Origin of the sequence: Schaalia canis (genome assembly GCF_003858455.1) — a bacterium.
Taxonomy (GTDB): domain Bacteria; phylum Actinomycetota; class Actinomycetes; order Actinomycetales; family Actinomycetaceae; genus Pauljensenia; species Pauljensenia canis.
In genome coordinates, this window is record NZ_RQZF01000008.1 from 1 (window position 1) to 26,768 (window position 26,768).

The 26,768-nt window shown below is 60.2% G+C and carries 20 protein-coding genes; 14 read left to right on the forward strand and 6 right to left on the reverse strand.

Annotated elements, in window-relative coordinates:
• Window positions 1-174: 174 nt before the first annotated feature.
• The gene (locus EII11_RS07550; RefSeq protein ID WP_124870993.1) at window positions 175-1,662 is read right to left on the reverse strand and encodes an NAD-dependent succinate-semialdehyde dehydrogenase; all 1,488 of its coding nucleotides are present in this window, start codon (window positions 1,660-1,662) and stop codon (window positions 175-177) included.
• A gap of 315 nt (window positions 1,663-1,977) precedes the next feature.
• Between EII11_RS07550 and EII11_RS07555 the strand changes: the two genes are divergently transcribed.
• The 10 genes from EII11_RS07555 to hrpB all read left to right on the forward strand — a co-directional run bounded on the left by EII11_RS07555 (window position 1,978) and on the right by hrpB (window position 15,981).
• Complete coding sequence (locus tag EII11_RS07555) at window positions 1,978-3,432, forward strand: fumarylacetoacetate hydrolase family protein (RefSeq protein ID WP_240623104.1); 1,455 nt, start codon at window positions 1,978-1,980, stop codon at window positions 3,430-3,432.
• A 61-nt stretch (window positions 3,433-3,493) separates the two neighbouring features.
• Window positions 3,494-5,026: a 5-carboxymethyl-2-hydroxymuconate semialdehyde dehydrogenase gene (gene hpaE, locus EII11_RS07560; RefSeq protein ID WP_124870999.1), complete on the forward strand. Its 1,533-nt coding sequence runs from the start codon at window positions 3,494-3,496 to the stop codon at window positions 5,024-5,026.
• Between the two features lie 78 nt (window positions 5,027-5,104).
• On the forward strand, window positions 5,105-6,172 hold the full coding sequence (gene hpaD / locus EII11_RS07565; RefSeq protein WP_124871001.1) for a 3,4-dihydroxyphenylacetate 2,3-dioxygenase: 1,068 nt from the start codon (window positions 5,105-5,107) through the stop codon (window positions 6,170-6,172).
• Window positions 6,169-7,575, forward strand: a complete 1,407-nt coding sequence (locus tag EII11_RS07570; protein WP_124871004.1) for an MFS transporter — start codon at window positions 6,169-6,171, stop codon at window positions 7,573-7,575. Before hpaD ends, EII11_RS07570 begins: the two co-directional genes overlap by 4 nt.
• Before the next feature lie 138 nt (window positions 7,576-7,713).
• Complete coding sequence (locus EII11_RS07575; RefSeq protein ID WP_124871007.1) at window positions 7,714-8,376, forward strand: GntR family transcriptional regulator; 663 nt, start codon at window positions 7,714-7,716, stop codon at window positions 8,374-8,376.
• 140 nt (window positions 8,377-8,516) lie between these two features.
• Window positions 8,517-10,391, forward strand: coding sequence for an FAD-dependent monooxygenase (locus EII11_RS07580; RefSeq protein ID WP_124871010.1), 1,875 nt, complete (start codon window positions 8,517-8,519; stop codon window positions 10,389-10,391).
• Window positions 10,392-10,601: 210 nt separating this feature from the next.
• Complete coding sequence (gene hpaH, locus EII11_RS07585; protein WP_124871013.1) at window positions 10,602-11,387, forward strand: 2-oxo-hept-4-ene-1,7-dioate hydratase; 786 nt, start codon at window positions 10,602-10,604, stop codon at window positions 11,385-11,387.
• Complete coding sequence (locus EII11_RS07590; protein ID WP_124871016.1) at window positions 11,372-12,205, forward strand: HpcH/HpaI aldolase family protein; 834 nt, start codon at window positions 11,372-11,374, stop codon at window positions 12,203-12,205. The genes hpaH and EII11_RS07590 overlap by 16 nt, the downstream gene beginning before the upstream one ends.
• Window positions 12,206-12,214: 9 nt before the next feature.
• Window positions 12,215-13,135: an aldose-1-epimerase gene (locus tag EII11_RS07595; protein WP_124871019.1), complete on the forward strand. Its 921-nt coding sequence runs from the start codon at window positions 12,215-12,217 to the stop codon at window positions 13,133-13,135.
• Window positions 13,136-13,146: 11 nt separating this feature from the next.
• Window positions 13,147-15,981 (forward strand): ATP-dependent helicase HrpB, encoded by a 2,835-nt coding sequence (gene hrpB / locus EII11_RS07600; RefSeq protein ID WP_165867112.1) that lies wholly within the window; start codon window positions 13,147-13,149, stop codon window positions 15,979-15,981.
• Window positions 15,982-16,069: 88 nt separating this feature from the next.
• Here the strand turns inward: hrpB and EII11_RS07605 are convergent, their stop codons facing one another.
• From EII11_RS07605 to EII11_RS07625, 5 genes are all read right to left on the reverse strand, one after another.
• On the reverse strand, window positions 16,070-16,981 hold the full coding sequence (locus EII11_RS07605) for a carbohydrate ABC transporter permease (protein WP_124871025.1): 912 nt from the start codon (window positions 16,979-16,981) through the stop codon (window positions 16,070-16,072).
• Window positions 16,981-17,844 (reverse strand): carbohydrate ABC transporter permease, encoded by an 864-nt coding sequence (locus EII11_RS07610; RefSeq protein ID WP_124871028.1) that lies wholly within the window; start codon window positions 17,842-17,844, stop codon window positions 16,981-16,983. Before EII11_RS07610 ends, EII11_RS07605 begins: the two co-directional genes overlap by 1 nt.
• A gap of 268 nt (window positions 17,845-18,112) precedes the next feature.
• Window positions 18,113-19,456, reverse strand: coding sequence for an ABC transporter substrate-binding protein (locus EII11_RS07615; protein ID WP_124871031.1), 1,344 nt, complete (start codon window positions 19,454-19,456; stop codon window positions 18,113-18,115).
• A 186-nt stretch (window positions 19,457-19,642) separates the two neighbouring features.
• The gene (gene gnpA, locus EII11_RS07620; protein ID WP_124871034.1) at window positions 19,643-21,814 is read right to left on the reverse strand and encodes a 1,3-beta-galactosyl-N-acetylhexosamine phosphorylase; all 2,172 of its coding nucleotides are present in this window, start codon (window positions 21,812-21,814) and stop codon (window positions 19,643-19,645) included.
• Between the two features lie 73 nt (window positions 21,815-21,887).
• Entirely contained in the window at window positions 21,888-22,682 is a 795-nt protein-coding gene (locus EII11_RS07625; RefSeq protein WP_124871037.1) for a DeoR/GlpR family DNA-binding transcription regulator, read from the reverse strand.
• A gap of 227 nt (window positions 22,683-22,909) precedes the next feature.
• On the opposite strand from EII11_RS07625, the gene EII11_RS07630 reads away from it, so the two are divergent.
• The 4 genes from EII11_RS07630 (at window position 22,910) to EII11_RS07645 (ending at window position 26,660) form a co-directional block, all read left to right on the forward strand.
• Entirely contained in the window at window positions 22,910-23,791 is an 882-nt protein-coding gene (locus EII11_RS07630; RefSeq protein ID WP_124871039.1) for an SIS domain-containing protein, read from the forward strand.
• A 100-nt stretch (window positions 23,792-23,891) separates the two neighbouring features.
• The gene (locus tag EII11_RS07635; RefSeq protein WP_124871042.1) at window positions 23,892-24,827 is read left to right on the forward strand and encodes an ROK family protein; all 936 of its coding nucleotides are present in this window, start codon (window positions 23,892-23,894) and stop codon (window positions 24,825-24,827) included.
• A gap of 52 nt (window positions 24,828-24,879) precedes the next feature.
• Entirely contained in the window at window positions 24,880-25,821 is a 942-nt protein-coding gene (locus EII11_RS07640) for a 1-phosphofructokinase family hexose kinase (RefSeq protein ID WP_124871045.1), read from the forward strand.
• On the forward strand, window positions 25,821-26,660 hold the full coding sequence (locus tag EII11_RS07645) for a class II fructose-bisphosphate aldolase (protein ID WP_124871050.1): 840 nt from the start codon (window positions 25,821-25,823) through the stop codon (window positions 26,658-26,660). The genes EII11_RS07640 and EII11_RS07645 overlap by 1 nt, the downstream gene beginning before the upstream one ends.
• Window positions 26,661-26,768: the final 108 nt, after the last annotated feature.

Sequence of the window (26,768 nt, forward strand, 5' to 3'; positions counted from 1 at the left end):
AATGTGCCTGGCACACCATGTACACAATGCACTATGCCGTACCTATTGCGTTAACCCGTACATGAAAGCAAGCGGCCGGGGTGCGTGCGGCACGGCTAGGCACATGAGCCGCTGCGAAGCAGCAGGCTCATGGGCACACGCGCCCCACCCCGCCCGCTTCAGAGGGAGAAGAGATTAGCGGCCATTGAGGAAGTCGGGGGCCGGAATCCCCACATAGACCGTTTCGAGGTAGTCTTCGATGCCTTCTTTGCCGCCTTCGCGCCCCATCCCCGACTGCTTCATGCCACCAAAAGGTGCACCAGCGTTGGAAATGGTGGCTGAGTTGACGCCGAGCATGCCGATTTCAAGGCGCTCTGCCAGTCGGATGATGCGGCCAATATCGGCGGTGTGGAAGTATCCCGCTAGACCTACTGAGTCTGAGTTGATGATGCGGATGAGTTCTTCTTCGTCGTGGAATCGAACGACGGGGGCAACGGGGCCGAAGATTTCTTCGGTCATGATGGGCGCGTCAACGCCAACATCTGTGATGAGGGTGGGCGGGAAGAAGAAGCCTGGACGCTCAAGCCGACTGCCGCCTGTGAGGACTGTGGCACCGTTGGCAACGGCATTGTCGACCATGCGGGAAATGGTGCTGATTTGTTGTTCGGACACGAGGGGGCCGACATTGGTGCCTTCTTCGATACCGTCGCCTACTCGTTGTTCGCTGAGGCGTTGGGCGAAACGCTGGGTGAAGGTGTCGTAGATCGAGTCGTGCACGAAGAAGTGGTCGGCAGCGTTGCAGGCTTCTCCCATATTGCGCAGCTTGGTCATGAGCGCACATTCGACAGCGTGGTCGACATCGGCATCCTCAAAGACGATGAAGGGGGCGTTACCGCCAAGTTCCATGGAGGTGCGGAGCACCTGATCGGCGGCTTCCTTGAGCAGGGCACGCCCCACTGCGGTCGAGCCTGTGAAGGAGAGTTTACGTAGGCGACGATCTTGGATGAGAGGGCCGGTGATGGCGCGGGTTTGTTCAGAGGGAATAACTGACAACACGCCTGCTGGTAGGCCCGCTTCAGCCATGATCTTGGCAAAGAGGAGCGCTGTTAGTGGTGTTTCTTTGGAGGGTTTGAGGATGGCGACATTTCCTGCCGCGAAAGCGGGGCCTGCTTTTCGCGTGGCCATTGCCAGGGGGAAGTTCCAGGGGGTGATGAAGAGGCAGGGCCCAACGGGGCGACGCACGACAATGGCTTGCAGGTGCCCTTCGGGGACGCGGAAGTAATCGCCGCGGATGCGCACCGCCTCTTCAGCGAACCAGCGCAGGAATTCTGCTCCGTAGGTCACTTCGCCGTCTGCTTGATCGAGGGGTTTGCCCATTTCCAGGGTCATGACCAGGGCGAGGTCTTCGCGGTAGGTGGTGGTCATCAGTTCGAATGCGTGGCGAAGGATCTCGCTACGTTGACGAGGTGGCGTGAATTGCCAGGCGTCTTGTGCGGCAAAGGCTGCGTTGAGGGCGTCGGCAGCGTCTTGAGGTGTTGCCGAGGCGACGGTGGTGAGGACTTCTCCGGTGGCGGGGTTGAGGACGTCGAAGCGTTCCCCGGATGAGGCGGGGCGGAACTGTCCATTAATGAAAAGGTCCGTGGGGATGCGGGAAAGAAGGTCGCGTATACGAGGGTCTGTCATGTGAGTTCTCCTTTGAAGCTCAGCATTGTGGAGAGGTGTGTATGAAGAGGGTGCCGAGTAATTTCAGCCTACCTGTTGACAATACTCCATCAATGCAGCATGATCGTATCACAGATCAGATATGATCTCAGATATGTTTATCGCGAGCGGCATAACCCCCGTTCCCCCCAAACGAATCAGGGCTTCGCAACGGAGCAGGGCCCTGATAAACCCGCAGCTCAACTAGAAAGCCCAGCCAAACCAGGCAGCTCACCTAAACAGACAGCCCAGCTAAACCAGGTAGGCCCCAGATAGGCCCAGATGAAGGAGCAGGCATTGCGCACCAACATCATCACCGACACCCTCGGACTCCCGGTCGGTAAGATCATTGCCGTCCACCTGTCCTACCCCTCCCGCGCCGCGCAACGCGGACGCACCCCCGCAGAAGCCTCGTACTTCTTCAAGGCCCCCTCCTCCCTCAGTACCGGAGGCAACGTTGAGCGCCCCTCCAACGCCGAGCTCCTTGTCTTTGAAGCTGAAATCGCCCTTGTCATTGGCAGCGCCGCCCGCAATGTCACCCCCGACACAGCATGGAACCACGTCGGCTGGGTGACTGCCGCTAATGACATGGGCATCCTTGACCTGCGCGCCGCCGACAAAGGCTCCAACGTCCGCTCCAAGTCAGGCGACGGCATGACTCCCCTGGGCCCGACCCTCATTGACGCTCGCAGTATCCGCCCCGAGGCCCTGCACGTTCGCGCCACCGTGGACGGCCAGATCGTTCAAGACGACTCATCCTCCACACTGCTCTTCTCCTTCGCCCACTTCATCGCTGATCTCTCCCGCGTGATGACCCTCGAAGCAGGAGACGTCATTCTCACCGGCACACCCGCAGGTTCCTCCGTCCTCCAGCCCGGCCAGAGCGTCACCGTTGAGGTCTACTCCGAAGACGACCCGAGCCTCACCTCTGGCCCCCTCACCACCCAGGTTGTCGAGGCACCCGCCCTGGCCCCGATTGGTTCAGCCCCCGTAGCCAGCGAACAGCAGCGCATTGACGCCTGGGGTTCACGCGAAGCAGCCGGACTTGAACCCGAGTTCGTCCTCACCGATGAACTCCGCGAGCGCCTCAGCAAGGTCGCCGTTGCTACCCTGTCCTCCCAACTGCGCTCCCGCGGCTACGCCAACGCCTCCATTGACGGTGTGCGTCCCATGGTTCCAGGCATGAAGGTCATCGGCCCGGCTCGTACCCTGCGCTACGTTGCTCACCGCCCTGACCTGTTCAAAGCCAAGGGAGGCGGATTCAACGCTCAAAAGCGCGCCATTGACACCGTGAACGAGGGCGAAGTCCTCGTGATGGAAGCCCGTTCCTTTGAGTTTGCTGGCACCCTGGGGGATATTCTCGCCCTGCGTGCTCGTGTACGCGGAGCCGCAGGCATTATTACCGATGGTGCCGTGCGCGACTGGGCTGCTGTGGCCGAGGTTGGCCTACCCGTCATGGCTCAAGGCCCTCACCCTTCGGTGCTTGGCCGCGTTCACGTCCCCTGGGATACCGACATCACCATCACCTGTGGCGGAGCGACCGTGCAGGTAGGTGACATTATCGTCGGTGATGATGACGGTGCGGTTGTTATTCCCCCTCACCTGGTCGTTGAGGTCCTGGAGGCCTCGGAGATCCAGGAAAAGGAAGAAACCTTTATCGCTCAGATGGTCGAAGAAGGCCACAGCGTTGATGGTCTCTACCCCATGAACGCTACCTGGCGTGAGCGTTACAACGAGTGGTGCCACAACTGACTCCACTGCGCGTTTTCCTCTAACCCCTGCCCCCAATCCCCTACCCTTCAGGAGAAACACGATGGCAACGAAGCCTTCGGGCCTACCCGACCGGATCCAGCACTACATTGGTGGTTCCTTCGCCGACTCCATCGGCAAAGAAACCTTCGAGGTGCTCGAGCCCACCACCAATACCCCTTACATCACCTGTGCCTCTGGCCAGCAGGCTGACGTTGATGCTGCCGTTGCAGCCGCGAAGAAAGCCTTCGACGAGGGCCCCTGGCCCCGAATGCTCCCGCGCGAGCGCGCACGGGTCCTCTACCGTATCGCCGACGAGGTTGCCGCCATTAACGACGAGCTGGCCGCCATTGAGTCCTTCGACTCGGGTCTGCCAATCCGTCAGGCCAAAGGCCAGGCCAACCGTGCAGCCGAAAACTTCCGTTTCTTCGCTGACCTCATCGTCGCCCAGGTCGATGACGCATTCAAGATGCCCGGACGCCAAATCAACTATGTCAACCGTAAGCCCAAGGGCGTTGCCGGCCTCATCACCCCCTGGAACACCCCCTTCATGCAGGAATCCTGGAAGCTCGCCCCCGCGCTAGCCTCGGGCTGCACCGTCGTCCTCAAACCTGCCGAATTCACCCCCGTTTCCGCCCAGCTCTGGGCAGGCATTATGGAGCGCGCTGGTGTACCTGAAGGCGTATTCAACGTCGTCCACGGTTTCGGGGAAAGCGCCGGTGATGCCCTCGTCAAGCACCCCGACGTCCAACTGGTTTCCTTCACCGGCGAACTCGGCACCGGAAAAATCATCTACGCCAATTGCGCGCAGAATATGAAGCACATGTCAATGGAGCTTGGCGGTAAGTCCCCCGCTGTCATCTTCGCTGATGCTGACTTCGAAGCCGCCCTAGACTCCACCCTCTTTGGCGTATTCTCCCTCAACGGCGAACGCTGCACGGCCTCGTCGCGTATCCTCGTCGAGCGCCCCATCTACGACCGTTTCGTCGAGGCCTACGCCGAGCGCGCCAAGCGCATCGTCGTCGGTGATCCGTCCAACCCTGACACCGAAATCGGCGCCCTCGTCCACCCTGAGCACTACGCCAAGGTGTGCGAGTACATCGAAATCGGCAAGGGCGAGGCTCGCCTCGTAGCTGGCGGAGGACGCCCCGCAGATCTGCCCGAAGGCAACTATGTCGAAGCTACCGTCTTTGCTGACGTTGCTCCCGACGCGCGCATCTTCCAAGAAGAGATCTTCGGCCCGGTCGTGGCCATTACCCCATTCGACACTGACGAAGAAGCCATTGAACTGGCCAATAACGTTGAGTACGGCCTGGCCGCCTACGTGTGGACAAGCAATGTTGCCCGCGCCCACAACGTCGCCCACGCCATCGAATCGGGCATGGTGTGGATCAACTCCCACAATGTCCGCGACCTGCGCACGCCTTTTGGCGGCGTGAAGGGCTCGGGCCTGGGTCACGAGGGCGGCTACCGTTCCCTGGACTTCTACTCCGTCCAGCAATCCATCCACGTCACCCTCGGTGACGTTCACACCACTCGTTTTGGAGCCACCGGATACGCCGAGAATGACCTCGGCTTGGGCGGCCCCTCTGCCTGATCCCTGCGTTCAGGCAGCCCAACATGCCGCACCGGCGGCACTCCACCACCCCCGTATTTTCAGCCAAAGGAGACTGACATGTCGGATTTTGTTCCCACCCCCACCGCACCCGCACCCGATATCCTGCGCTGCGCCTACATGGAGCTCATCGTCACTGACCTGGCCAAGTCGCGTGAATTCTACGTTGACATTCTTGGCCTGGTTGTCACCGAAGAGGACGAAAACACCATCTACCTTCGTTCCTTCGAAGAGTTCATCCACCACAACCTTGTCCTGCGTAAGGGCGATGTTGCGGCTGTCGCCGCCTTTTCCTTCCGTGTCCGCTCCCCTGAGGACGTGGACAAGGCCGAGGCCTACTACACAGAACTCGGCTGCGAGACTCGCCGTGGCTCCTTCACAAAGGGAATCCCGGACGCTGTGCGTGTCGTTGACCCCTTAGGCTTCCCCTACGAGTTCTTCTACGAGGTTGAACACGTCGAACGCCTCGCTTGGGCCTACCAGCTCCAGGGAGCGGGCGCCCTGGTGCGCCTCGACCACTTTAACCAGGTGTTCCCCGACGTCGTCAAGGGCACTGCCTACCTCAACGACCTGGGCTTTAAGACCACCGAATCCATTAAGGATGATGCTGGCGTCACCTACGCCGCGTGGATGACCCGTAAGCACACCGTCCATGACACCGCTATGACCGGCGGTGACGGCCCCCGCATGCACCACGTTGCCTTCGCCACCCACGAAAAGCACAATATTCTCTACATTTGCGACAAGCTCGGGGGTCTGCGCCGCTCAGACATGATCGAGCGCGGCCCCGGACGCCACGGCGTCTCCAACGCCTTCTACCTCTACCTGCGTGACCCTGACGGTCACCGCGTCGAAATCTACACCCAGGACTACTACACCGGCGACCCCGACAACCCCGAGGTTGTCTGGGATGTCCACGATAACCAGCGCCGCGACTTCTGGGGCCACCAGGTCGTCCCCTCCTGGTACCGCGAGGCCTCCCTCGTCCTCGACCTGGACGGCAATGTTCAGCCCGTCATCGAGCGCACCGAGGCCAAGGAAATCGACGTCACCATCGGTGCCGACGGCTTCTCTTACACCCGCAAGGGCGACACCGAGGCGGGCTTCAAGCTGGGAGGCCAGGTATGAGCGCAGCAAATATTGTCCTCGATGCCAAGAAACCTGAGGATCGTAGGGTCGCCCTCGGCACCCTGATCGGCACAGCCGTCGAATGGTATGACTTCTTCATCTACGCCAACGCGGCAGCTATCGTCCTCGCTCCCCTCTACTTTGACCCCTTCGTTCAAAGCGGCGGTGAACTGGCCGGCCGGCTGATTTCCTTCGCCACCGTCGGTATCTCCTTCTTCTTCCGCCCCCTCGGCGCGGCCGTGGCAGGACACTACGGAGACAAGATCGGCCGTAAAGGCATGCTGGTCCTCACCCTGGTGCTCATGGGCGTGGCCACCTTCCTCATCGGCTTGCTGCCCACCTTTGAAACCATCGGCGTATGGGCACCGATCCTGCTCATCGTCCTGCGCGTCACGCAAGGTTTTGCCGCAGGTGGCGAATGGGGCGGTGCAGCCCTCATGGCAGTCGAACACGCTCCGGCAAATAAGCGCGGCCTCTTTGGTGGTTTCCCCCAGATCGGCGTGCCCCTGGGCATGCTCATGGCCACCTTGGCCCTAGCTGTCACCGACGCCCTGACAACGGAAGAACAATTCCTCAGCTGGGGCTGGCGCGTCCCCTTCCTCTTGTCCTTCCTGCTCATCATCATCGGTATGGCCATCCGCATGGGCGTGTCCGAATCACCGGTGATGAAGGAAATCTCAGCCAGCGAGGAGCAGGTCCGCCTGCCTTTGCTCGACATGTTCCGCACCTCCTGGAAGCCTCTGCTCCAAGGCACCCTGATCTTCGCGGGTAACGGTGTGGCCGGCTACATGATTACCGGCGGCTACATCCTGTCCTACACCACGAAGGACCTGGGGATGGAACGCGAACCGATCCTGCACCTCATCACCCTGGCGGCGGCCTCGTGGATTATCACGACGCTGACGGCAGCGTGGCTGTCGGACAAGATTGGACGCAAGGCGGTCTACCTCATTGGTTTTGTGATCCAACTGGTGTGGATCTTCATCCTCTTCCGACTTATCGACACGCAAAGCCTGGGCATGATCGCTCTGGGTATGCTCGTGCTGACCATTCCCCTGGGCTTCACATACGGCCCCCAGGCTGCGCTCTTCTCCGAAATGTTCCCCGCACGCATCCGCTACTCGGGTGCTGGCCTGGCCAATGCCTTTGGTGCGATTGTTGGTGGCGCCTTTGCCCCGCTGATCGCCACCTACCTTCAGGCAGAGTTCAAGACCTCACTGGCAGTTGCTGGCTACATCTTCGCAGTCACCCTCGTCGGCACTATCGCCATGCTTTCCACGAAGGACCGCACCGGTGCGCCGCTGACGGCCTCGGCCGACGCCGATGCCAACAAGCGCATTGACGAGGTTGCCGCTGAAGTCCGCGCAACGCCCGTGAACTTCGAACGGGGCGCTGGCTACTGAGCGTCCAATAACGGTCAGCAGCCCGCCGAAAATGTCTCGTCCCCTATGCTTGGGGGTGTGAGTGGCTCCCACAAGCACCCTCAAGCATGACCACAGCGAATGCCTCGCCGTCGCACGGATTAAAGGAACACCCTGACCATGCCAGCCCCCACCTCGAAATCGGACACTGTCTATCAGCAACTGCGTTCACGCATTGTTGACGGCCAGTACACCCCCGGTTTCCGGCTGACTTTTTCTGCCCTGGCAGAAGAGTTCGGGGTCTCCACCGTTCCTGTACGTGAAGCAATTCGCTCCCTCGAAGCAGAAGGTTTAGTGGAATACACCCTCAACATTGGCGCTCGAGTGTCTGAGGTCAATCTTGAGGACTACTACGAGTCAATGGTCTCCCTAGCGCTCTTAGAAGGCATGGCAACAGCCCTGGCTGCCCCTCATATCACGGAAGAGGATCTGCAGATCGCTTATTCCCTCAACCGCGACATGGAAGCCCTCACCCGCTCCTCCTACTTCGACTCTGACGCCTACCGTAGGCTCAATGGACGTTTCCACTCGGTGCTCTGCGCCCCCTGTCCAAACTCCCGCATCGTGTCACTGGTGACGAATGAGGCAGAACGAGTCACTATTATTCGCCGTTCCTCACTTAAATTTGAGAGTGCGCAATCAGTGGACTCCATCGCCCAACACGATCACCTTCTTGACCTGATCCGTACAGGAGCCGACCCTGCTGAGATAGAGAGCTTCGCCCGTCAGCACAAGATGGCATCGCTCCACTCAAAGGTATCGACTCCGCTGCGCTCACTCTGACTTTTCGTCACTATTGCTCACGTTGCACCACCGGGTGCAACCGCTTCGTATACCCACATTCGCCTTACTCCCCTGCGGCTCACCTGTGAGCATGCTGGGCTGGTGAAGGCCACCCCACAATGATGTGAAGGGACTCAATCATGCAATTCCACCATCATGGATACGTCTCCACAAACCCCCGCGTGAAAGAGGCTGCAGGCGTTGGCATTGACCGCAGCCCCGCGATGCCCGACACGGTTGACGTGATGATCGTCGGTTCTGGCCCTGCCGGCGTTGTTGCCGCCGCTCAACTTGCCGCCTTCCCAGACATTAACGCTGTCCTCGTCGAGCAGCGTCCGCACCGCCTCGAATTAGGCCATGCCGACGGCATTCAGGCGCGCTCCGTTGAGACTTTCCAAGCCTTTGGTTTCGCCAATGAAATCATCGACGAGGCCTACCAGATCACCGAGACTGCGTTCTGGAAGGCTGACCCGCACACGCCCGAAAATATTGTCCGCACGAAGATCACCCCCGATGACCCGCACGGGATCTCTGAGTTTCCTCACCTGATCGTGAATCAGGCGCGTGTCATCGACTACTTCTGTGACTTTATGGCGAACTCCCCTTCGCGTATGCGCCCCCACTACGGCTACGAGTTCGTGGGCCTGGAGGTGCTGGACGAGGGCGACTACCCCGTGAAGGTCACGCTGCGGTGTATCGAGGGCGAGCGCGCCGGTGAAGAGATTACCGTGCACGCGAAGTATGTCATTGGTGGTGACGGGGCGCGTTCAAAGGTGCGTGATTGTATCGGCGCCACCTATTCGAAGGTGATCTCCATGCACGCCTGGGGCGTTGCTGACGTCATTGTCGACACGAACTTCCCCGACATTCGCACCAAGTGCATTATTAACTCCTCCAAGGGGTCTATCCTGCATATTCCCCGCGAGGGCGGCTACCTTTTCCGCACCTATGTTGACCTGGGCGACCTTGCAGAGGACGACAACCACAAGGTACGCCAGACCCCGCTGGAAGAAATCATCCGTCGTGCCAACGAGATTATGGCCCCCTACTCCTTCGACGTGAAGAACGTCGCCTGGTGGTCGGTCTACGAGGTCGGACACCGCGTCACCCAGCGTTTTGACGATGTGCCCTCCGATGCCCCGCCCGAGCGGATGCCTCACGTATTCATTGCTGGCGATGCCTGCCACACTCACTCGGCTAAGGCGGGCCAGGGGATGAATGTGTCCATGCAGGACACCTTCAACCTGGGGTGGAAACTCGCCCAGGTGTTGCGCGGCCTGTCCTCTGAAAAGCTCTTGCGCACCTACAACGCTGAGCGTCAACAGATCGCCCAGGATCTCATTGACTTTGACCTTGAATGGTCAGGCCGTATGGCAGGCAGTGGCGATGGTGAGAGCATTGAGGACTTCTATGTGCGCACCGCAGAGTTCCCCGCTGGCTTCATGACTCAGTACCCGCCCTCGCAGATCATTTCCGGTGAGGCACGGCAAGAACTCGCTACCGGCTACCCGCTGGGCAAGCGCTTCAAGTCCGCGCGCGCAATGCGTCGCTGCGATGCGAATGTCAAGCATATCGGCCACGAACATCAAGCTGACGGCCGCTGGCGTATCTACGTCTTTGCTGACCAGGCTCACCCCACCACTCATTCGGCGGTGGATGACTTCGCCCAGTGGTGGACGGGTGACCATAAATCTCCCATGCTGCGCCACACCCCTGCCGGTGCCGACCCCAACACCCTTTTTGAGATGAAGGTGATCTACCAGCAGCACATCCACGACTTTGACATTACGGATGCTCCGTCGGCTTTCCGCCCGAAGAACGGCCCCTTCCAGGTAGAGGACTGGAATCAGGTCTACGCCGCGCTTGAGGGCGAGGATATCTTCGAGGAGCGCGGGATTGCTCGAACAGGTGCGGTGGTGGTGGTTCGCCCCGACATGTATGTCGCTCATATTGCGCCCCTGGACGATCACGATTCTCTGGCTCGTTTCTTCACTGGGGTCTTTGACCTGAGCTAAACGGTGCATGTGACGGGCCGCCATTGAGCTCGCGAGGCGGTGCGGGGATGTTCCGGCTGGGATCTCAGCGTGACGTCAGCCCACCCCGCACTGCCTTGCGACGATCACTCGTTTGTTGCTGCTTCGTGTCACCGCAAGACAGATATGGTTGTGCGGACAACACGCGGCACACACCATACTTTTACGCCTCTGACACAGGAGAATTGGATCATGCTGGAACCCTCACAGATTGACGCTATCGCGGCTGAACTGGCTCAGGCCGACCAGACTCGCGTCCCCATCCCTCGTATTACCGCGCGCTACCCCGAGGCCACCGTTGAGGACTCCTACGCGATCCAAGGCGTCTGGCGTGACCAACAAATCGCTGCCGGACGGCGCCTTGTGGGCCGTAAGATCGGCTTGACGTCGAAAGCCATGCAGGCCGCCACCGGTATCACCGAACCTGACTATGGCGTGATGTTCGACGATACGGTGTACGAGAATGGGTCGGTTATTGACTTTGACCGTTTCCTCAATGTCCGTATTGAGGTTGAACTCGCCTTTGTCCTCAAGGACGCGCTTGAAGGCCCTCATTGCACGATCTTCGACGTTCTGCGTGCCACCGAGTACGTCACTCCTGCCTTGGAAATCCTCAACTCCCACATTGAACTTGAGGGGCGCACCATTGTTGATACGATCTCTGACAATGCTGCCTACGGTGCGATGGTGATCGGTGGGCGCCCTATGCGTCCCCACGACCTTGACCTGCGCTGGGTGTCGGCCATGCTCTACCGCAATGAAAGCATCGAGGAAACCGGGGTTTCCGCCGGCGTCCTCAACCATCCGGCCACTGGCGTCGCCTGGCTGGCCAATAAGTTCGCCCAGCATGGTGCCCGACTGGAAGCCGGAGAGATTATTCTTGCGGGCTCCTTTACGCGCCCAATGTGGGTCAGCCGCGGCGACTCTGTGCTGTGTGACTACGGACAGATGGGAACAATCTCATGCCGATTCGTCTGAATCTTCCCCCCACTTTCGGTGAGCAACTGCGTGGCAGCGAGCGTGGCCGCGTCGGCATGTGGGTATGTTCAGGCAGCCCTACCGTTGCTGAAATCTGCGCGGGTGCCGGCTTGGATTGGCTCCTCATTGACGGTGAGCACGCGCCTTTGACGCTGGAGAACATCCAGCGTCAGCTTCAGGCGGTTGCGGCCTACCCGGTGACGCCGGTGGTGCGGGTGCCAATCAACGATTGGGTGCTCATTAAGCAATACCTTGACCTGGGCGCGCAGAATCTTCTGATCCCCATGGTTAATACTGCTGAGGATGCCGTCCAAGCCGTGCGCGCTACCCGCTATCCGCCCGAGGGAGTGCGCGGGGTGGGTTCTGCACTGGCGCGCGGGGCGCGTTGGAATCGTGTGGAGAACTATCTTCAGCGTGCCAATGATGAGCATGTCTGTGTCATTGTGCAGATCGAGACGGTTCAGGCCGTTCAGAACGCTGCCGCTATTGCCGCGGTCGACGGGGTTGATGCACTCTTTATTGGCCCCTCTGACCTGGCAGCATCAATGGGACTGATTGGACAGCAGGATCACCCTGAGGTGATTGCCGCTGTTCACCGCGCCATTGCCGCTGGCCGCGAGGCCGGAAAGCCCGTGGGTATTAACGCCTTTGATCCACGTTTGGCGCAGCGTTACCTTGATGAGGGGATTGACTTCATTCTTGTGGGTGCTGACGTTTCGCTGCTGGCACGAGGCAGTGAGGCGCTGGCTGATCGCTACTGTGCGACACCTGCGTCAGAGTTCACGCATCATGCCCCCGAGGAGCGTCCAAGCTATTAGGCTGGAGTCATGGCACGCGTCACTTCGGAATACCCCACCAGTCCTGGCCTTCACGCCTTTGAGTGTGCTGCTGGCCCCTACCGCGCTTCTTTTGTCAATGCTGGGGCGGGCCTTGCCTCGTTGAGTTTCACAGGGCACGACCTTGTGTTAGCCCACAGCGCTGACCAGTGTCCGCCGGGCTACATGGGGAAGACCCTTGTCCCCTGGCCGAATCGCATTCGCGATGGCCGCTACTCGTGGATGGGGCAAGACTACGAGCTACCCTGCACAGATATTGCCACCCACACCGCGCTACACGGCTTGTTGTCCTGGACGCACTGGCAGCTCCACGAATATACCGATGACCACTGCATTTTCGATGTCATCAGCCCTGCCTCCTACGGCTACCCCTGGACGTTGCAGTCCCGCGTAGAATACTCCCTCAATGCTGACGAGGGCATGAAAGTTGCAATCACAACGCGCAATCTCAGCGATAGTGCTGCCCCTTACGGCACCTCTCACCACCCCTATCTGACGGCCGGTGAAGGCAGCGTGGATGACTGGGAACTGACTCTTCCAGCGGCTTCGGTCATGGATGCCGACGAGCAGCTCATCCCCATCGAGAAGCTGCCCGTTACTGCCCTCGATCGAGATTTCCGCGAGGCGCGCTCCCTGCGCGGGGTGACAATCGATCATTGCTTCACAGACATGCCAACGCATCGTGCCTGGCGTGTTGACCTGCGCAATCCTGCCACGGGACTCACCACGCACTTGCATAGTGGAGCCCCCTGGGTACAGGCATATACGGGGGATGCTTTTGGCCGCCTGGGTATTGCTGTTGAGCCAATGACCTGCCCGCCCGATGCCTTTAATACCGGTCAAGATGTCATTGCTTTGGCTCCCGGTGCCACGCATCGTTTCAGCTACCGGATCAGCGCCAGCGGCATCTGAGCGATTCATCGGTGAACCCTCTCATTGCGGAGCCTTTTGCGGCCCTCTGCGCGCCTTTTCTCAGTGCTCAGCTTCTCGGCGCTCACCAGAGCGCTACACAGGCCAATCTTCCCACACAGGCCGGTCTTCCTCAGCAGGCCAGCCTTGCGGCACTACCTGTCGCTGCGGCCCTCCCGCAGATCGCACCCCTGTGCGTCCCTGGGGGCGCTCTCGTGGTCACGGCTGAACCTGGCTCAGGTAAGACAACGCTATTACCTCCACTGCTCGCTACCTGCCTGGCCCCGACCGCACTGAATACGCACAATTCTGCAGGCCCACCCTTGTCCTCACCCCCGCCCTCGCGGATTCTGGTCACCCAACCGCGCAGGATTGCCGCCCGCGCGGCTGCCCGGCGTCTTGCACGCCTCATTGGCGAAGACATTGGCCGCAGCGTCGGCTACTCCGTGCGCGGCGACAGCACAGTGAGCGACGCTACCCGCATTGAGTTCCTCACGCCTGGTTTACTGCTGCGCCGCCTCCACGCTGATCCTGAACTCCCTGGGGTGGCAGGAATCCTCTTTGATGAGTTCCACGAGCGCCACCTCGATTCTGACTTGGCCTGCGCTTTCAGCATGGATGTGCGCGCTACGCTACGTGAGGATCTTTTCCTTGCCGTTACCTCGGCCACCTTGGATGTTGAACGCACTTGTGCACTTTTTCGCCAGTGGCTTGGGGACGTCGAACATGTCGATGTGCCCGTCCCGCTTTACCCGTTGGATGAACAGTGGGCGCCACCTCCACGCGGCGTCCAGGCAATGACGACCTCGGCCAGAGGGGAACTCGTTGTTGCGCGCGATTTCCTTCGTCACGTCGCTGACACGACTATTCGCACTCTGGAAAAGACCAGCGGGTTGGATGGGGCTGCCGACGTTCTGGTCTTTGTTCCTGGTGTGCGCGAGATTCACGAGGTCAGCGACTCCCTCGCCTCTGCTGTCTCCTCGTCCCATGGGGCGGGTAGCGTCGATATCCTTCCTCTGCATGGCGGCCTCTCCCCCGCTGAGCAAGACCGCGCCCTCACCCCGCACGCAGACGGTCGGCGCCGCATTATTGTGGCAACTGCAGTGGCCGAATCCTCGCTGACGGTCCCCGGTGTGCGCGTCGTCGTGGATGCGGGACTTTCACGTGAGCCGCGCGTCGAGGCAATGACGGGTGCGGATGCGCTGGTGACAGTCCCGGTTTCACGAGGCCGAGGCGCTCAGCGTGCTGGCCGCGCTGCACGCCTGGGGCCGGGCGTGGTCGTGCGTTGTGCCGATCACGTGGAGTGGGCGAAGCGGCCCGCTCATTCTCAGCCAGAGATTCTGTCTGCCGACATCACTGACGCCCTGCTTCAGGCGCGAGCGTGGGGTGCCCCGGCGTGGGAGGACCTCGCCCTGCTGGATCGCCCCTCTGAGGGGACGACTACTGCCGCTCTGGAAAGGCTCGTTGCTTTGGGGGCCTGCGACTCTCAGGGGCGTATTACCGAGCACGGGCGGCGCCTCGTGGCGTATCCTCTCGAACCCGCGTGGGCAAATGCCTGCGAACATGGCGCACGGATGATCGGGGTGGACCGCACGGCTCGGGCGGTTGCTCTATTGTCAGAGGAACTCCGCCCTGAGGGGGCTGATCTCAGTTCAGCGGCCCGCGCTCTTCGCAGGACTCGTGGCCGCGACAGTTCAGGATCCCTCACGCAGGCCCGTAGTGCGGCGGCCGTTGCAGAGAGCGAAAAACGCCTGAAGGCGATTATGCAACGCCATGCCGCCATTTCCCCTTCAGCGACGTCCTCCGCAACTTCCTCAGCGACGCCAGCCCAGGATTTCGATGCTGACCTTGCTCTGCTTGGGGCCTACGCTTGGCCGGGCTGGATAGCGCGCAAGCGCCCCGATAGTCACCACTATCTGCTTGCCTGTGGCCTGGGGGCCCGCCTTCCTGCCCCTGGTGGTGCAGGCACGTCTTCCCCTCAAGGCTCCCTGTCGGCTGGCCCTCTGGAGGGAACTGAGTGGTTGGTCGTCACCGCCCTTGGGCGTGCCCCCGGTTCACGCGATGCCCTCATCCGGGCAGCGATTCCTGCTGACGAGGCTTTGGCCCGCCAGACAGCTTCTGCATTGCTGCGCCGTGACGTTGTGACAGAGTGGCACAATGGCCGTCTGCGCGCCCGTGAACGCGAGATGCTGGGCGCGATAGAGCTTCGCCACCGTCAGCTTGACCGGTGCCCTCCCGAGGCAGCGCGCGAGGCTCTTGCCCAGGCTCTTGCGCGTGAGGGCGTTGATTTTTTCGACTGGTCGCCCGCTGCTCGACAGTTGCGCGCCCGCCTATCTGCCCTGCATGAGGTTATCGGCTCCCCCTGGCCAGATGTCAGTGACGAGGCCCTTGCCGCTACCTACGAGGGGTGGTTAGGGCCTGACTGTGATCGCCTAGCGGCGGGTGCGGCAGTGAGCAGCGTTGACTGTGAGGCTGCCCTGCATCGGCTTCTGCCCTGGCCGGAGGCGGCACGTTTCGATGATCTTGCTCCAATGCGCCTGCCAATTCCTGCTGGGGGAACGCGAGAGGTGGACTGGAGTTCGGGGCGTCCTGTGCTCTCTTTACGGGTCCAACAAGCTTTCGGGTGGACAGCCACCCCCACCTGGGCTGATGGGCGTGGAGAGATTCTTATTCACCTGCTTGATCCTGCGGGTCGCCCTGTCGCTGTCACTGCGGATCTTGCGTCTTTTTGGGCGGGCCCCTACCAGCAGGTGCGCGCCCAGCTACGCGGCCGATACCCCAAGCATCCCTGGCCGGAGGATCCTTTCAGCGAGGCGCCGACCTCGCGGGCAAAGCCTCGCCAGACATAGGACTGCCCGATGCCGATGGGGCGTGTGAGTTCAGCAGATACTGCCGGACTCACACGCCCCATCAGAGCGATGTGTCGACCTACGCGGCCTAGCCCTTCACCGAGCCAGCAGCCAGGCCGGACTGCCAGTACTTTTGCAGGCCCAGGAAGAGGACAATCAGCGGGATAACACCCAATAGTGCACCCAGCATGACGGCACCCTTTTCGGGGGCGAAGTAGGTCATCATGCCGTACAAGCCCAAGGTGACGGGCTTGAGCGTGTCCGAAGAGACCATCATCAAGGGCAGAAGGAAGTTATTCCAGGTTGCTACGAAGATGAACAGGAAGATCGTCACCATGGCGGGCGCGAGAAGGCGCAGCACCATGGTGAAGAAGATCCGCGCTTCGCTGGCCCCGTCAATGCGGGCTGCCTCGATCAGTTCCGTGGGGACGGAGGACTGGGCGTAGACCCTTCCGAGGAACACGCCAAAGGGGCTCACGCAGGAGGGGATGATGATTGCCAGCATCGTGTTGGTCAGGCCGAGATTGTGAAAGACCAGGTACATGGGGATGGTCAGCAGGGCGATGGGCATGAGCAGCCCAGCCATAATGACGCCCATGGCCAGGTTTTTTCCGGGAAAGTTAAACTTTGCCATCGCGTAGCCTGCCATGACGGAGATCAGTGTGCCAACGACGCCTGCCACCGTTGAGTACAGCAAGGAGTTAAGCACCCAGCGCCAGAAGTTTCCCTTCGTCCATGCCATCAAAGCAGCATAGTTTTCGAGGTATTTGATCTGGTCGGCAAACCAGTAGCCGTTTGTCGAGGCAAGCTGGCCGGTGTCTTTGGATGAGGCGACAATGACCCAGTAGACGGGGAAGAGGAAGTACACCAGGGCCATGAGCAAGATGGCGGCGGTCAGCCAGCGAGCTGCTGAGGAGGGCGCAACCGATCGGATGGGCATTCCCTCAATGGAGGGGGTGTATGTGCGCCCGTCTGGAAGTGTTGAGTGTGCCGATGCCATTAGTTGTCCAACTTCCTGTCGATGAGGGCGTAAGCCATAGCCAAGACGCCTGCAATCAGTGCCATCACGATGGATACTGCTGAAGCGGGTCCATCCCCTGAGGGTGTCAGAGTGCCCATCATGGTGTTGTAGGCCATCATCATGGGCGTGTAGGCCGGTCCCATCCAGGTGGCCACCTGAGACATGACGGCGGGCTCATTGAAGAGCTGGATGGTGCCCACAATGGAGAGCAAGACAGCCAGGAGGGCGGCTCCTCGCACCATGGGGATCTTCACCTTGGTGACGATTTGGAATCCGCTTGCTCCGTCAATGCGAGCGGCCTCGGACAGCTCGGTGGGAATGGCTTGGAGTGCAGCCAGGAAGATCAGCATGTTGTAGCCGGTGTAGGTCCATGTCGTCATATTCGCCATGGAGGCAAGCACGGTGTACTGGCCAAAGAAGTCAATGTCGATGCCCACTGCGCGCAGGGTGGATACCAGGGGTGAAATCTCAGGGGTGTAGAGGTAGAGCCAGATCATGGCCGCAACGATGCCGGGGATAGCAAAGGGAAGGAAGTATCCCAGGCGGTAGATGGTGACTCGGCGGGTGAGGTAGGAGTCCAGGACGAGGGCGAGCGCCAGTGCTGACAGGATCATAATGGGCACTTGGACGATGGTGTAGCCGATGACGCGCGCGATGCCCTGCCAGAACACGGGGTTGGTGACGACGTCGTGGTAGTTTTCGAGGCCAACGAATTGATTGGTGAGTTCTCCGCCGCCATAGAGGCCGCCGCCTGTGCTGAGGGGCTTGAAGAAGGATGAGTATATCGAGACGAGGATAGGGACGAGGAAAACCAGGATGAAGGCCAGGGAAAAGGGTGCCATAAAGACCCATCCCGTTAGTGCTTCGCGCCGTTCCCTATTCCGTCGCGAGTGAGTGCTTGGGGCTCCGGTAGTGGAGGATGCGCCGTGCGCCTCGCCCTTGCCGTGTTGTGTGTGTGCATTCACGATGTCACCTGAGTGTTCACGCTGTAGTGGTCGTTTCCTCGGGGTGCGCTATTTGGCACCTCGTGAGGAGACGAAGGAAAGGGGATGATGAAGGGGGCATCCGCTTCAGTGAGGCGGATGCCCCCTTCATCAGGAGATGGTCATCTCACTCTGCAACGGGAAGGTTGAGATCCTTGAGGGTCTTCACCGATGCTTCCTGAGCGGTTGTGAAGATGTCTGCAACCTTGCCTTCGCCCTTGACTACCTTGCCTGCGGTTTCCACCATGGCGTCAGCCACTGCGGGGAAGCCGGGGATGAAGGCGAAGTCTGCGAGGGTTTCGTTGGCCTTTGCGAGCTCTGCGAATACGTCCTGGCCGCCGAACTGCTTCTTGATCTTGTCGGAGGTGACAACCTCACCCTTTGCTGCAACGACGAGGCCTTGGGTGGCCAGGTCCTTGGTCTGGGTGTTGAACCAGTTGTTGAACTCCATTGCTTCTGCGGGGTGTGCGCAGCCCTTGAGGACGGCTACGCCGGAGCCACCGTCGTGGCCGGTCTTGCCGGTGCCGAAGTCGGGCAGGAGTGCGACCTGCCAGGTGCCGTCTTCGCCTTCGGGCACGACGCCATCAAGCATGAAGCCTGCTTCCCATGCGGCACCGATGTTGCCGATGAGGGTCTTGTCTACCAGGGCCTTGGAGTAGGCGTCGTCCCAACGGTTGTAGGTCAGGACTGCCTTGGCGTCGATGAGTTCTTGCCAGAATGCGGCAACCTTCTTTGCGCCTTCACCTTCGATGGTGACATTCCACTTGTCGTCCTTGGCGCTGTACCAGGTGTCACCGGCGGCGACAGCCTGGCCACCAAGCCAGTAGCCGGGTTCGTCTGCCTCGAAGTCAAGAATGTACTTGCCCTTTTCGGCTGCCTTCTTTGCTTCTTCCTTCAGTTCGTCGAGGGTGGTCGGAACCTTCAGGCCGAGGGCGTCGAATTCGGCCTTGTCGTAGAAGTACACGAGGGGGCCGGTGTCCTGGGGAAGGCCGACAACCTTACCGCCCACGGACATGAGGGAGTAGGCGCCGGAGAAGTTGTCCTTGTACTTTTCAGCTTCGGCGGTGACGTCTTCGACGAGGCCCTTGGTGAAGAAGGCGGGAACCTCGGCGTAGCCAAGCTGGGCGAGGCAGGGGGCTGCCCCGGCGTTGATGTCGGTTTCGAGCTTCTTGATCATTTCGAGGGCCTTGCCATCGAACTTGGTGGCCTTGACCTGAACGTCGGGATGCTCTTCGTTCCAGCGTGCAACGATTTCGTCTACCTTGACCATGCCGTCGCCGTCAGGCAGGCGGTGGAGGTATTCGATTTCGATGGCATCGCCTGCAGCTTCAGGAGCTGCAGTGGCTGATTGGGTGTCACCGCTGCTGGCTGCAGGGGTTTCCGAGGATGAGCAGGCTGCCAGGCCCATTGTTGCGATGGAGGCGGTAGCGAACAGTGCTACGGCCTTCGTCATTGAGGTCGATTTCGACATGAAGTCACTCTCCTTCGAGGATCAGAAATGATTAATTCTGATTGCAGACCCATACTAGCGCGCATAATCGATAAATCTCATCCTCGGCTGACAATTTGCCCATAACAATCACATAACGGTGGTGGGGAAGCGCGAAAACACGCTTCCCCACCACCGTTACTCACACGCCATCAGGCGCGCATCACACTAGGGACGCAACCACAGCGAACCCAAAGGCTCCAAAGTGACCGCAGCTTTCTCCTGCGGCACACCATGCAGCACGGTGGAGACCGTCTCCATGGAGGAGTTGTAGACAAAGACTGCTCCATCGGCGTAGCTGGCTACATCAACACGCTGATCTTCAGCGTGGATGGAGGCCTCGTAGGAGTCCTCAGCTCGCGCCGCCCAGTAAATCGCCCTGGCCAAAATGCGGGCGTTCTCCTGGCTGAAGGGCAGACCAGCCAGGTAGACCGAGCGCCCTTGGCCGTACGCATTTACTGCTGCATGCACGCTCGTTCCTTCAGAGGCCACCACCTCCACGCTGGAAGTCACCGGCACCCAGAAACGCGAGCCCCCCGCAGCATTGAGCCTCAGCGCTGCTCCACCTTCACCTTGCATAATGAAATGCTCTTCGGCGCGCGTCGGGTAACGGTCTGTCGACAAAGAGAAGGACTGTTCTTGGTCAACGCCAAAGACATCTGACAGTTGGTTCACTGCACCGTTCGCGATATAGGCACAGGGCTCTCCCACACCAATAATGCCGCCGCCGTCAGCGACGAAGCGACGCACCACTGATTGCAGCTCCACATCGGCCCAGTGGGCTCCGCCCGAGAAGGCTGTTCCCGCTTCACCGACGTTCACGAGCACGTCAATCCCTTCGGGCACCCCTGCTCGGATGTCATCAAAAGACATGAACTCGACGTCGAAAGGCAGGCCCGCGAGCGCTTCGAGTACACCCACATAGGCCTCGGTCTGTTCAAACGGTAGGGCGTGGGCGACCATGTGGGTCTGCCAGGAACGCACCTTGCCCCAGGCGTTGAGTACGCCTACGCGCACCGGCGCTGCCAGGGGGCGCTCTCCGGCAGCAGCCTCGTAGATGTCGCGGAATTCTTGGCAGATCTGGGTAATGCGTTCAACGAATTCGGGGAATTGGATGGCCAGAGAGAGGTAGCCGCCGTATCCGATTCGGTCGAGCGGGGAGCGTACGATAGCGCGGCGGGCTGCCATCCACGAGGTATTGGCCTCCCCCACCGGATCGCCTTCCGGGTTGAACACGTCGGGGAAGAAGTAGGGCAGGAAACGGCCTTCGGTGTATCGCACATGCGGGATGTCAGAGATCATGCGGCAGGTTGCGGCGTTGCCCACGGAGCCAACGACGGCGTCCAAGCCTGTTTCAGCAAAACGCTCCCCGTAGGGTTCGGTGCCGATCCAGTTATCCCCGAGGAACATCATTGCTTCTTTGCCTGCGGCATGGACGGCATCGGTGAGTTCGCGCACGCGGGAGGTAACAAAGCGGTTTTGGAAGTCCATCCAGTCGCGGAATGCCTTAGTGGGCACGCGGAAGGAGCAGTTGTAGTAGCCCTCGTCCACGAAGTCCTCAGGGGTCAGACGGTAGCCGTATTCGGCGTAGAAAGCCTCCATAGCTTCGACGGAGACGGATGCGGAGTACCCGAACCAGTCAACGTACTTTTCTTTGCGTTGGTTATTGAATACCAGGGTGAAGTGGTAGAAGAAGGTGGTGAAACGGACGACGTCAATTTCGTCGTGCTCAGCCAGCCAGCGGTCGAGTTCGCTGCGGACGCGTTCCCACACCTTGGGGAGGCGTACATCGTAGGGGCGTTCTTGGTGGCGGGTGGGGTCATCGTCCCAGTTATTGGTGATGTAGTTGTACATCTGGGTGGAGTCCCAGATTTGGCGGGCGAGGAAGTTGACGGTGTAGAGGTGGCCTAGTTCGGGTGCGAGGATGCGCACATGGCTGTCGTCAATGAGTTCCCATTCCTCGCGCGCCAGGGTGCGTCCGGTGGTGCGGTCAATGACCTGCCAGTATCGGGCGAGGTCAACCTGGGTGTTGGGGGCGAATTGTTCGGTGAGGTAGCCCTCCATAATGTCGATGACGAGGTCGCCTCCCAGTGCTGGGGTGCGGGGGGACTGGAGGTATTGGTGGATGGTGGTGTCGGGGTTGTCGAGGGCCCATTCCTGGTCACCGCGTGCGGGGAAGTAGGTGGAGTAGACCTTTGCGGCGAGTTCGTGAACGAGGTCGGGCAGGTGGGTGCCATCTGAGTTGCGCACCGCATCGGCGCCGAGTTGCTGCATCAGTTTTTTCACGTCCTCATCGATACCAACTTCGATGGGGAGTGTGACGCGGCCGTGGGTTGTCATGGGTTCTCCTCTGAACTCGCGGGAAATGAAAGGCGGGGAATGAAGGAAGGAAAGAAGGGGATGGGGGTTGGTTTTAGGGAGCGGGGGCGATGACGACCTCAATCCCGTGTTCTCGTAGGGCGTGGGCGTGTTCATCGCAGATGCCGGTGTCGGTGACGACGGCCGATACTGCTGTCAGTGGGGCAATCTTGGCAAAGGCGCTCTGTCCGATTTTTCCTGAGTCGGCAACGACGACGACGCGCCGGGCTGCACTGGCGAGCGCGGCGTTCACTTGGGCTTCGCCCTCGTGGTCGGTGTAGAGGCCGTGCGTCAGGTCAAGAGCGTTGATTCCCAGGAAGAGCGTGTCAACGGAGATGTGCGGCAGGATGAGGGAGGAGAGAGGTCCAGTCAGTTCATAGCTGCGTGCCCGCACGACCCCGCCTGTGACGACGACGCGCACTCCGGGGCGAATAGCAAGGTCGTTGGCGATGTTGATGGCGTTGGTGACCAGGGTGATGCCGTCATTTTCGAAGTCTTCTTCTGCGCTGACTCGTAGGCCAACTTCGTGGGCGGTCAAGGTGGTGGTTGTACCGCCGTTGAATCCAATGACGTCGCCTGGGGCAACCATTGCGGCAGCACTGCGGGCAATGGCGAGTTTGGCATCTGATTGTGCGCCTGAGCGGTAGCGCAGGGGCAGTTCTCCACTGGAGGGGTTGGCGCTAGCACCGCCACGGGTGCGCATGATGAGCTGTTGGTTGGCCAGTGTGTCGAGGTCACGGCGTACAGTTGCTGGAGATACGCCGAGTTCTTCGACAGCATCTTCGACGCGCAGGGTGCCACGTTCCATCACCAGATGGGCCAGTGCCGAGAGTCGGTCTTGGCGGTTCACGGCAGCTCTCCTTTCCCATGTTTTCTGCCCGTTTTCTTCCCTATTGTGCGTCAGGAGTGGACGTGAAGGGGAGAATGTGAAAACAGTGGTGCGTAGTTGGTGGTGAAAGTGTCACTGCACAGAGTACACTAACGATCAATACTGATTGATACAGTCTATCTGTAATCATGTTTAGTCAATAGATGCTCTCGTTATTGACCACATCGCCCACAAGGAAGGTGCCCCTCATGAGCATTACCAGCGCCGAAATTGCTTCCCAGCCCGAGGTCTGGACCCGCGTTGTCGAATGTGCCGCCGACGCAGCCCCCCTCGTTGCCGACGGAGACTCTGTCGCCGTCGTCGGCTGCGGAACCTCATGGTTCATCGCCCAGGCCTACACGCGCATGCGCGAAAGCATGGGCAAGGGCGTTTCCGATGCCTTCACCGCCACCGAGTTCCCCGTTGAACGCGCCTACGATCACGTCATTTGCCTCTCTCGCTCTGGCACCACCACCGAGATCATCGACGTCATGCGCCAACTCCACGAGGCCGGCCGCCCCGCTACCCTCATCACCGCAGTCTCCCCTGGCCCCGCCTCACCCTACGCTCACACCGAGATTGTCCTTGACTTCGCGGACGAAGAATCCGTCGTCCAGACGCGCTTTGCCACCTCCGCCCTCGCATACTTCCGCCTTAACCTTGGCCAGGATCTGACCCAGACCATTGCGGATGCTCGCACTGCTCTTGAAGTCGAGATCCCCCAGCGCTGGGTAGAAGCCACTCAGATCACCTTCCTTGGCTACAACTGGACCATCGGCCTGTCCAACGAAGCTGGCCTGAAACTGCGTGAAGCCAGCCAATCCTGGACCGAGGCCTACTCCGCCATGGAGTACCGTCATGGCCCGATCTCCATTGCTGAACCTGGCCGACTCGTGTGGGCATTCGGTGAAGTTCCCGAAGGCCTCGAAGAACAAGTTGGCGCCACCGGCGCAGAGTTCGTTCACTCTGACCTTGATCCCATGGCTGACCTCATCATCGCCCAACGCCTTGCTGTGGCCCGGGCAGAGGCGCGCGGCCTCAACCCCGACACCCCCCGCCACCTCACCCGTTCGGTAATTCTCGACGCCTGATTTACAGAGCCTTCGCGGCGTGCCACACTCAGCGTGTACGCCGCGAAGGCGTTCATCTTCCTCATACCCCTATCCCATCCATACATTTGAGGAGTACACCATGCGATACGCGATCGGCATTGACGTAGGCGGCACCACCATCAAAGCGGCCCTCATCGGCGAGAATGCGCGAATATACGACTCGATCAGCATGGACACTCCCCACTCCACCGGAGCCATCACCTCCGCATGCTCCACCCTGGTCACCACCCTGCGTGACCGCGTCAACGCCGGTGACCTTGAAGGCGTTAATGGCCCTATCCACCCTGATGAACTCATCAGCACCATCGGCGTTGACGTACCCGGCATCGTTGACGAACAACGCGGCATCGCCGAGTTTTCCGCAAATCTCGGCTGGGAAAACTGGAGAGCCCACGCCGACTTTGAAGCCGCACTGGGCACATCCGTTGCCTTTGGCCACGACGTTCGCAACGGCGCCAAAGCTGAATCCCACTGGGGCATCGCCCTACCCAACTTCTTCTACATTGCTATCGGCACAGGTATCGCCTCGGTTCTGGTTATCAATGGCGCGCCTGTAGCCCCACACGGCTGGGCAGGTGAAATCGGTCAGGTGCCCGTCCCCGATCCTCAACGCCAAGGCTCCCTTTTACCCCTTGAACAGGTCAGCAGTGCCTCCGCTATTGCCAAGCGGGCCATCGAAGCAGACCTCGTAGGAGAGGACGCCGGCGCCGCAGAGGTCTACCTTCTTGCCGGCGCAGGTAATGAGGACGCGCAAGACATCATCAACGACGCAATCTGCGCCCTTGCCCACGGTATCGCCCCCGCCCTGGCAGCATTTGGCCCCATTCCCGTTGTTCTGGGTGGCGGCCTAGCAAATGAGGGCGACCCCCTTTGCGATCACCTTGAAATGGAACTAAGCCTTGCCCTAGGCATCATCCCCCCACCTCCGGTCATGACCGCCACCCTCGGCTCACGCTCCCAAGTTCTTGGGGCAGCGCTGAGCGCCTTCCAATGTCACGACCTTCTCGGACAATAACGGAAAAACGCAGCCGCGATAGCCTCACCAGAGCAGCACAGGAGACGTCTGCATGACGACGATCTGGACCATCACCCCCAACCCCGCCCTTGATTTCACCTACAGGGTGCCTGCCTTGAACTACGGGCATAGCCATCGCGTCGACCACGTTGATATACGCCCCGGCGGTAAAGGTATTAACGTGGCGCGCGTCCTTGCTCAACTCGGGTATGCGTCCTGCGTGACAGGATTCCTTGGAGGCAGCAACGGCAGCACTTTTCGAGATCTGCTCACCCAATGCGCCCCTTCTGACCTGCTCCGCCCCTGTTTTATCGACACCGATATGCAAACGCGCATGAGTATCGCGGTTGTCGATTCGGACGCGACCGTGTTCAATGAAGCGGGAATCGCCCCACAGGATTCAGACTGGGAACGCCTGTGCGACTTCCTTGCCAAAAAGGTTCGCCCCGGTGACATCGTTGCCTGCTGCGGGTCCTTCCCAGGGGACTCCTCCCCTACCTGGATTGAAGCGATTATCCGTACCGTCCACGAGGCCGGCGCACGCATCCTCGTTGATGCCAGTGGTGACCTCTTAACTGCGGCGTGCCACGCTGGTGCTGACCTGGTTAAGCCCAATGACATTGAACTCCGTCAGACAACGGGGAAGGACAGTGTCGAAGAAGGCGCACGCACTCTCCTGAACGACGGGGTGAGTGTGGTGATCGTGTCAGAAGGCGCTCGCGGCATGAGCGTTCATGGCAACGATGGAGCCTTCCGCGCGCTTCCCGCTCGCTCAGTTGCAGGAAATCCTACGGGTGCTGGGGATGCCTCGGTGGCGGCATGGTGTGCTTTCCTTTCCTCCTACGACGGTCCAATGACTGCGGCTGCTCTTGCCGATGCCCTGCCCCAAGCTGTTGCTCTTTCGGGGGCGGCTGTCGCCTGCCCCGTTGCGGGCGAAGTTGACCGCGATCTTTATGAAGAAATGCTCCCTCTAGTGAAAGTTGAGTCCTACTGATGCCTCTTGTCGATATTCGCCAGATGGCTGCCGAAGCCGCAGCCGCCAAGGTTGGTCTTGGTGCCTTCAACGTGGTGCTCCTTGAGTTCGCTCACGCTGAGGTTGAGGCTGCTGAACGCGTCGGTGTGCCTATCGTCCTCCAGCTTTCAGAGAATGCCATTAAGTATCACGGTGGGAAGATCGCGCCACTGGGTGCTGCACTGCTGGCCCTAGCTCATGAGGCGAGCGTACCCGTTGCTGTCCATCTCGATCACGCCGAAAGCGTTGACCTGTGCAAGGCTGCAGTCGACTTGGGCTTTAACTCGGTCATGTATGACGGCTCCCATTTGGATGATGCGACGAACCGTGACACCACGGCTGCTGTGGTGGAGTTTTGCCATGCTGCGGGTGTTGCTGTTGAAGCTGAACTTGGTGAGGTTGGGGGAAAGAACGGCGTGCACGACCCCTCGGCGCGCACGAACCCTGAAGATGCTGCCGCCTTCGTTGCTGACACAGGTGTGGATCTACTCGCTGTGGCCGTCGGTTCCTCTCACGCCATGACAACCCGCGGCGCTGTGCTCGATACTGAGCTTATTAGCGCTATTCGTGATGCTGTTCCTGTCCCCCTGGTGTTGCATGGCTCCTCGGGCGTCTCTGATGAGGGCATGGTGGCTGCTATTAAGGCGGGCATGACCAAGATCAACGTCTCTACCCACCTCAATGTGGGGTTCACCGGCGTTGTGCGTGAGATCCTCAATGCGGACGAGAAGATCGTTGACCCACGCAAATACGTTGGACCAGGCCGAGCTCATGTCACTGACGAGGTTGCCCGCCTGCTCTCCTTGTACACCACCGCCTAATGCCCTCTTACGCTTGAGTCCTTCCGCGGGGCATTAAGGCGCTGTTTCCTGTCACAGTGGTGGCCCTTGGTGAAGCGAATTCGCTTCCCCAAGGGCCACCACTTTTTA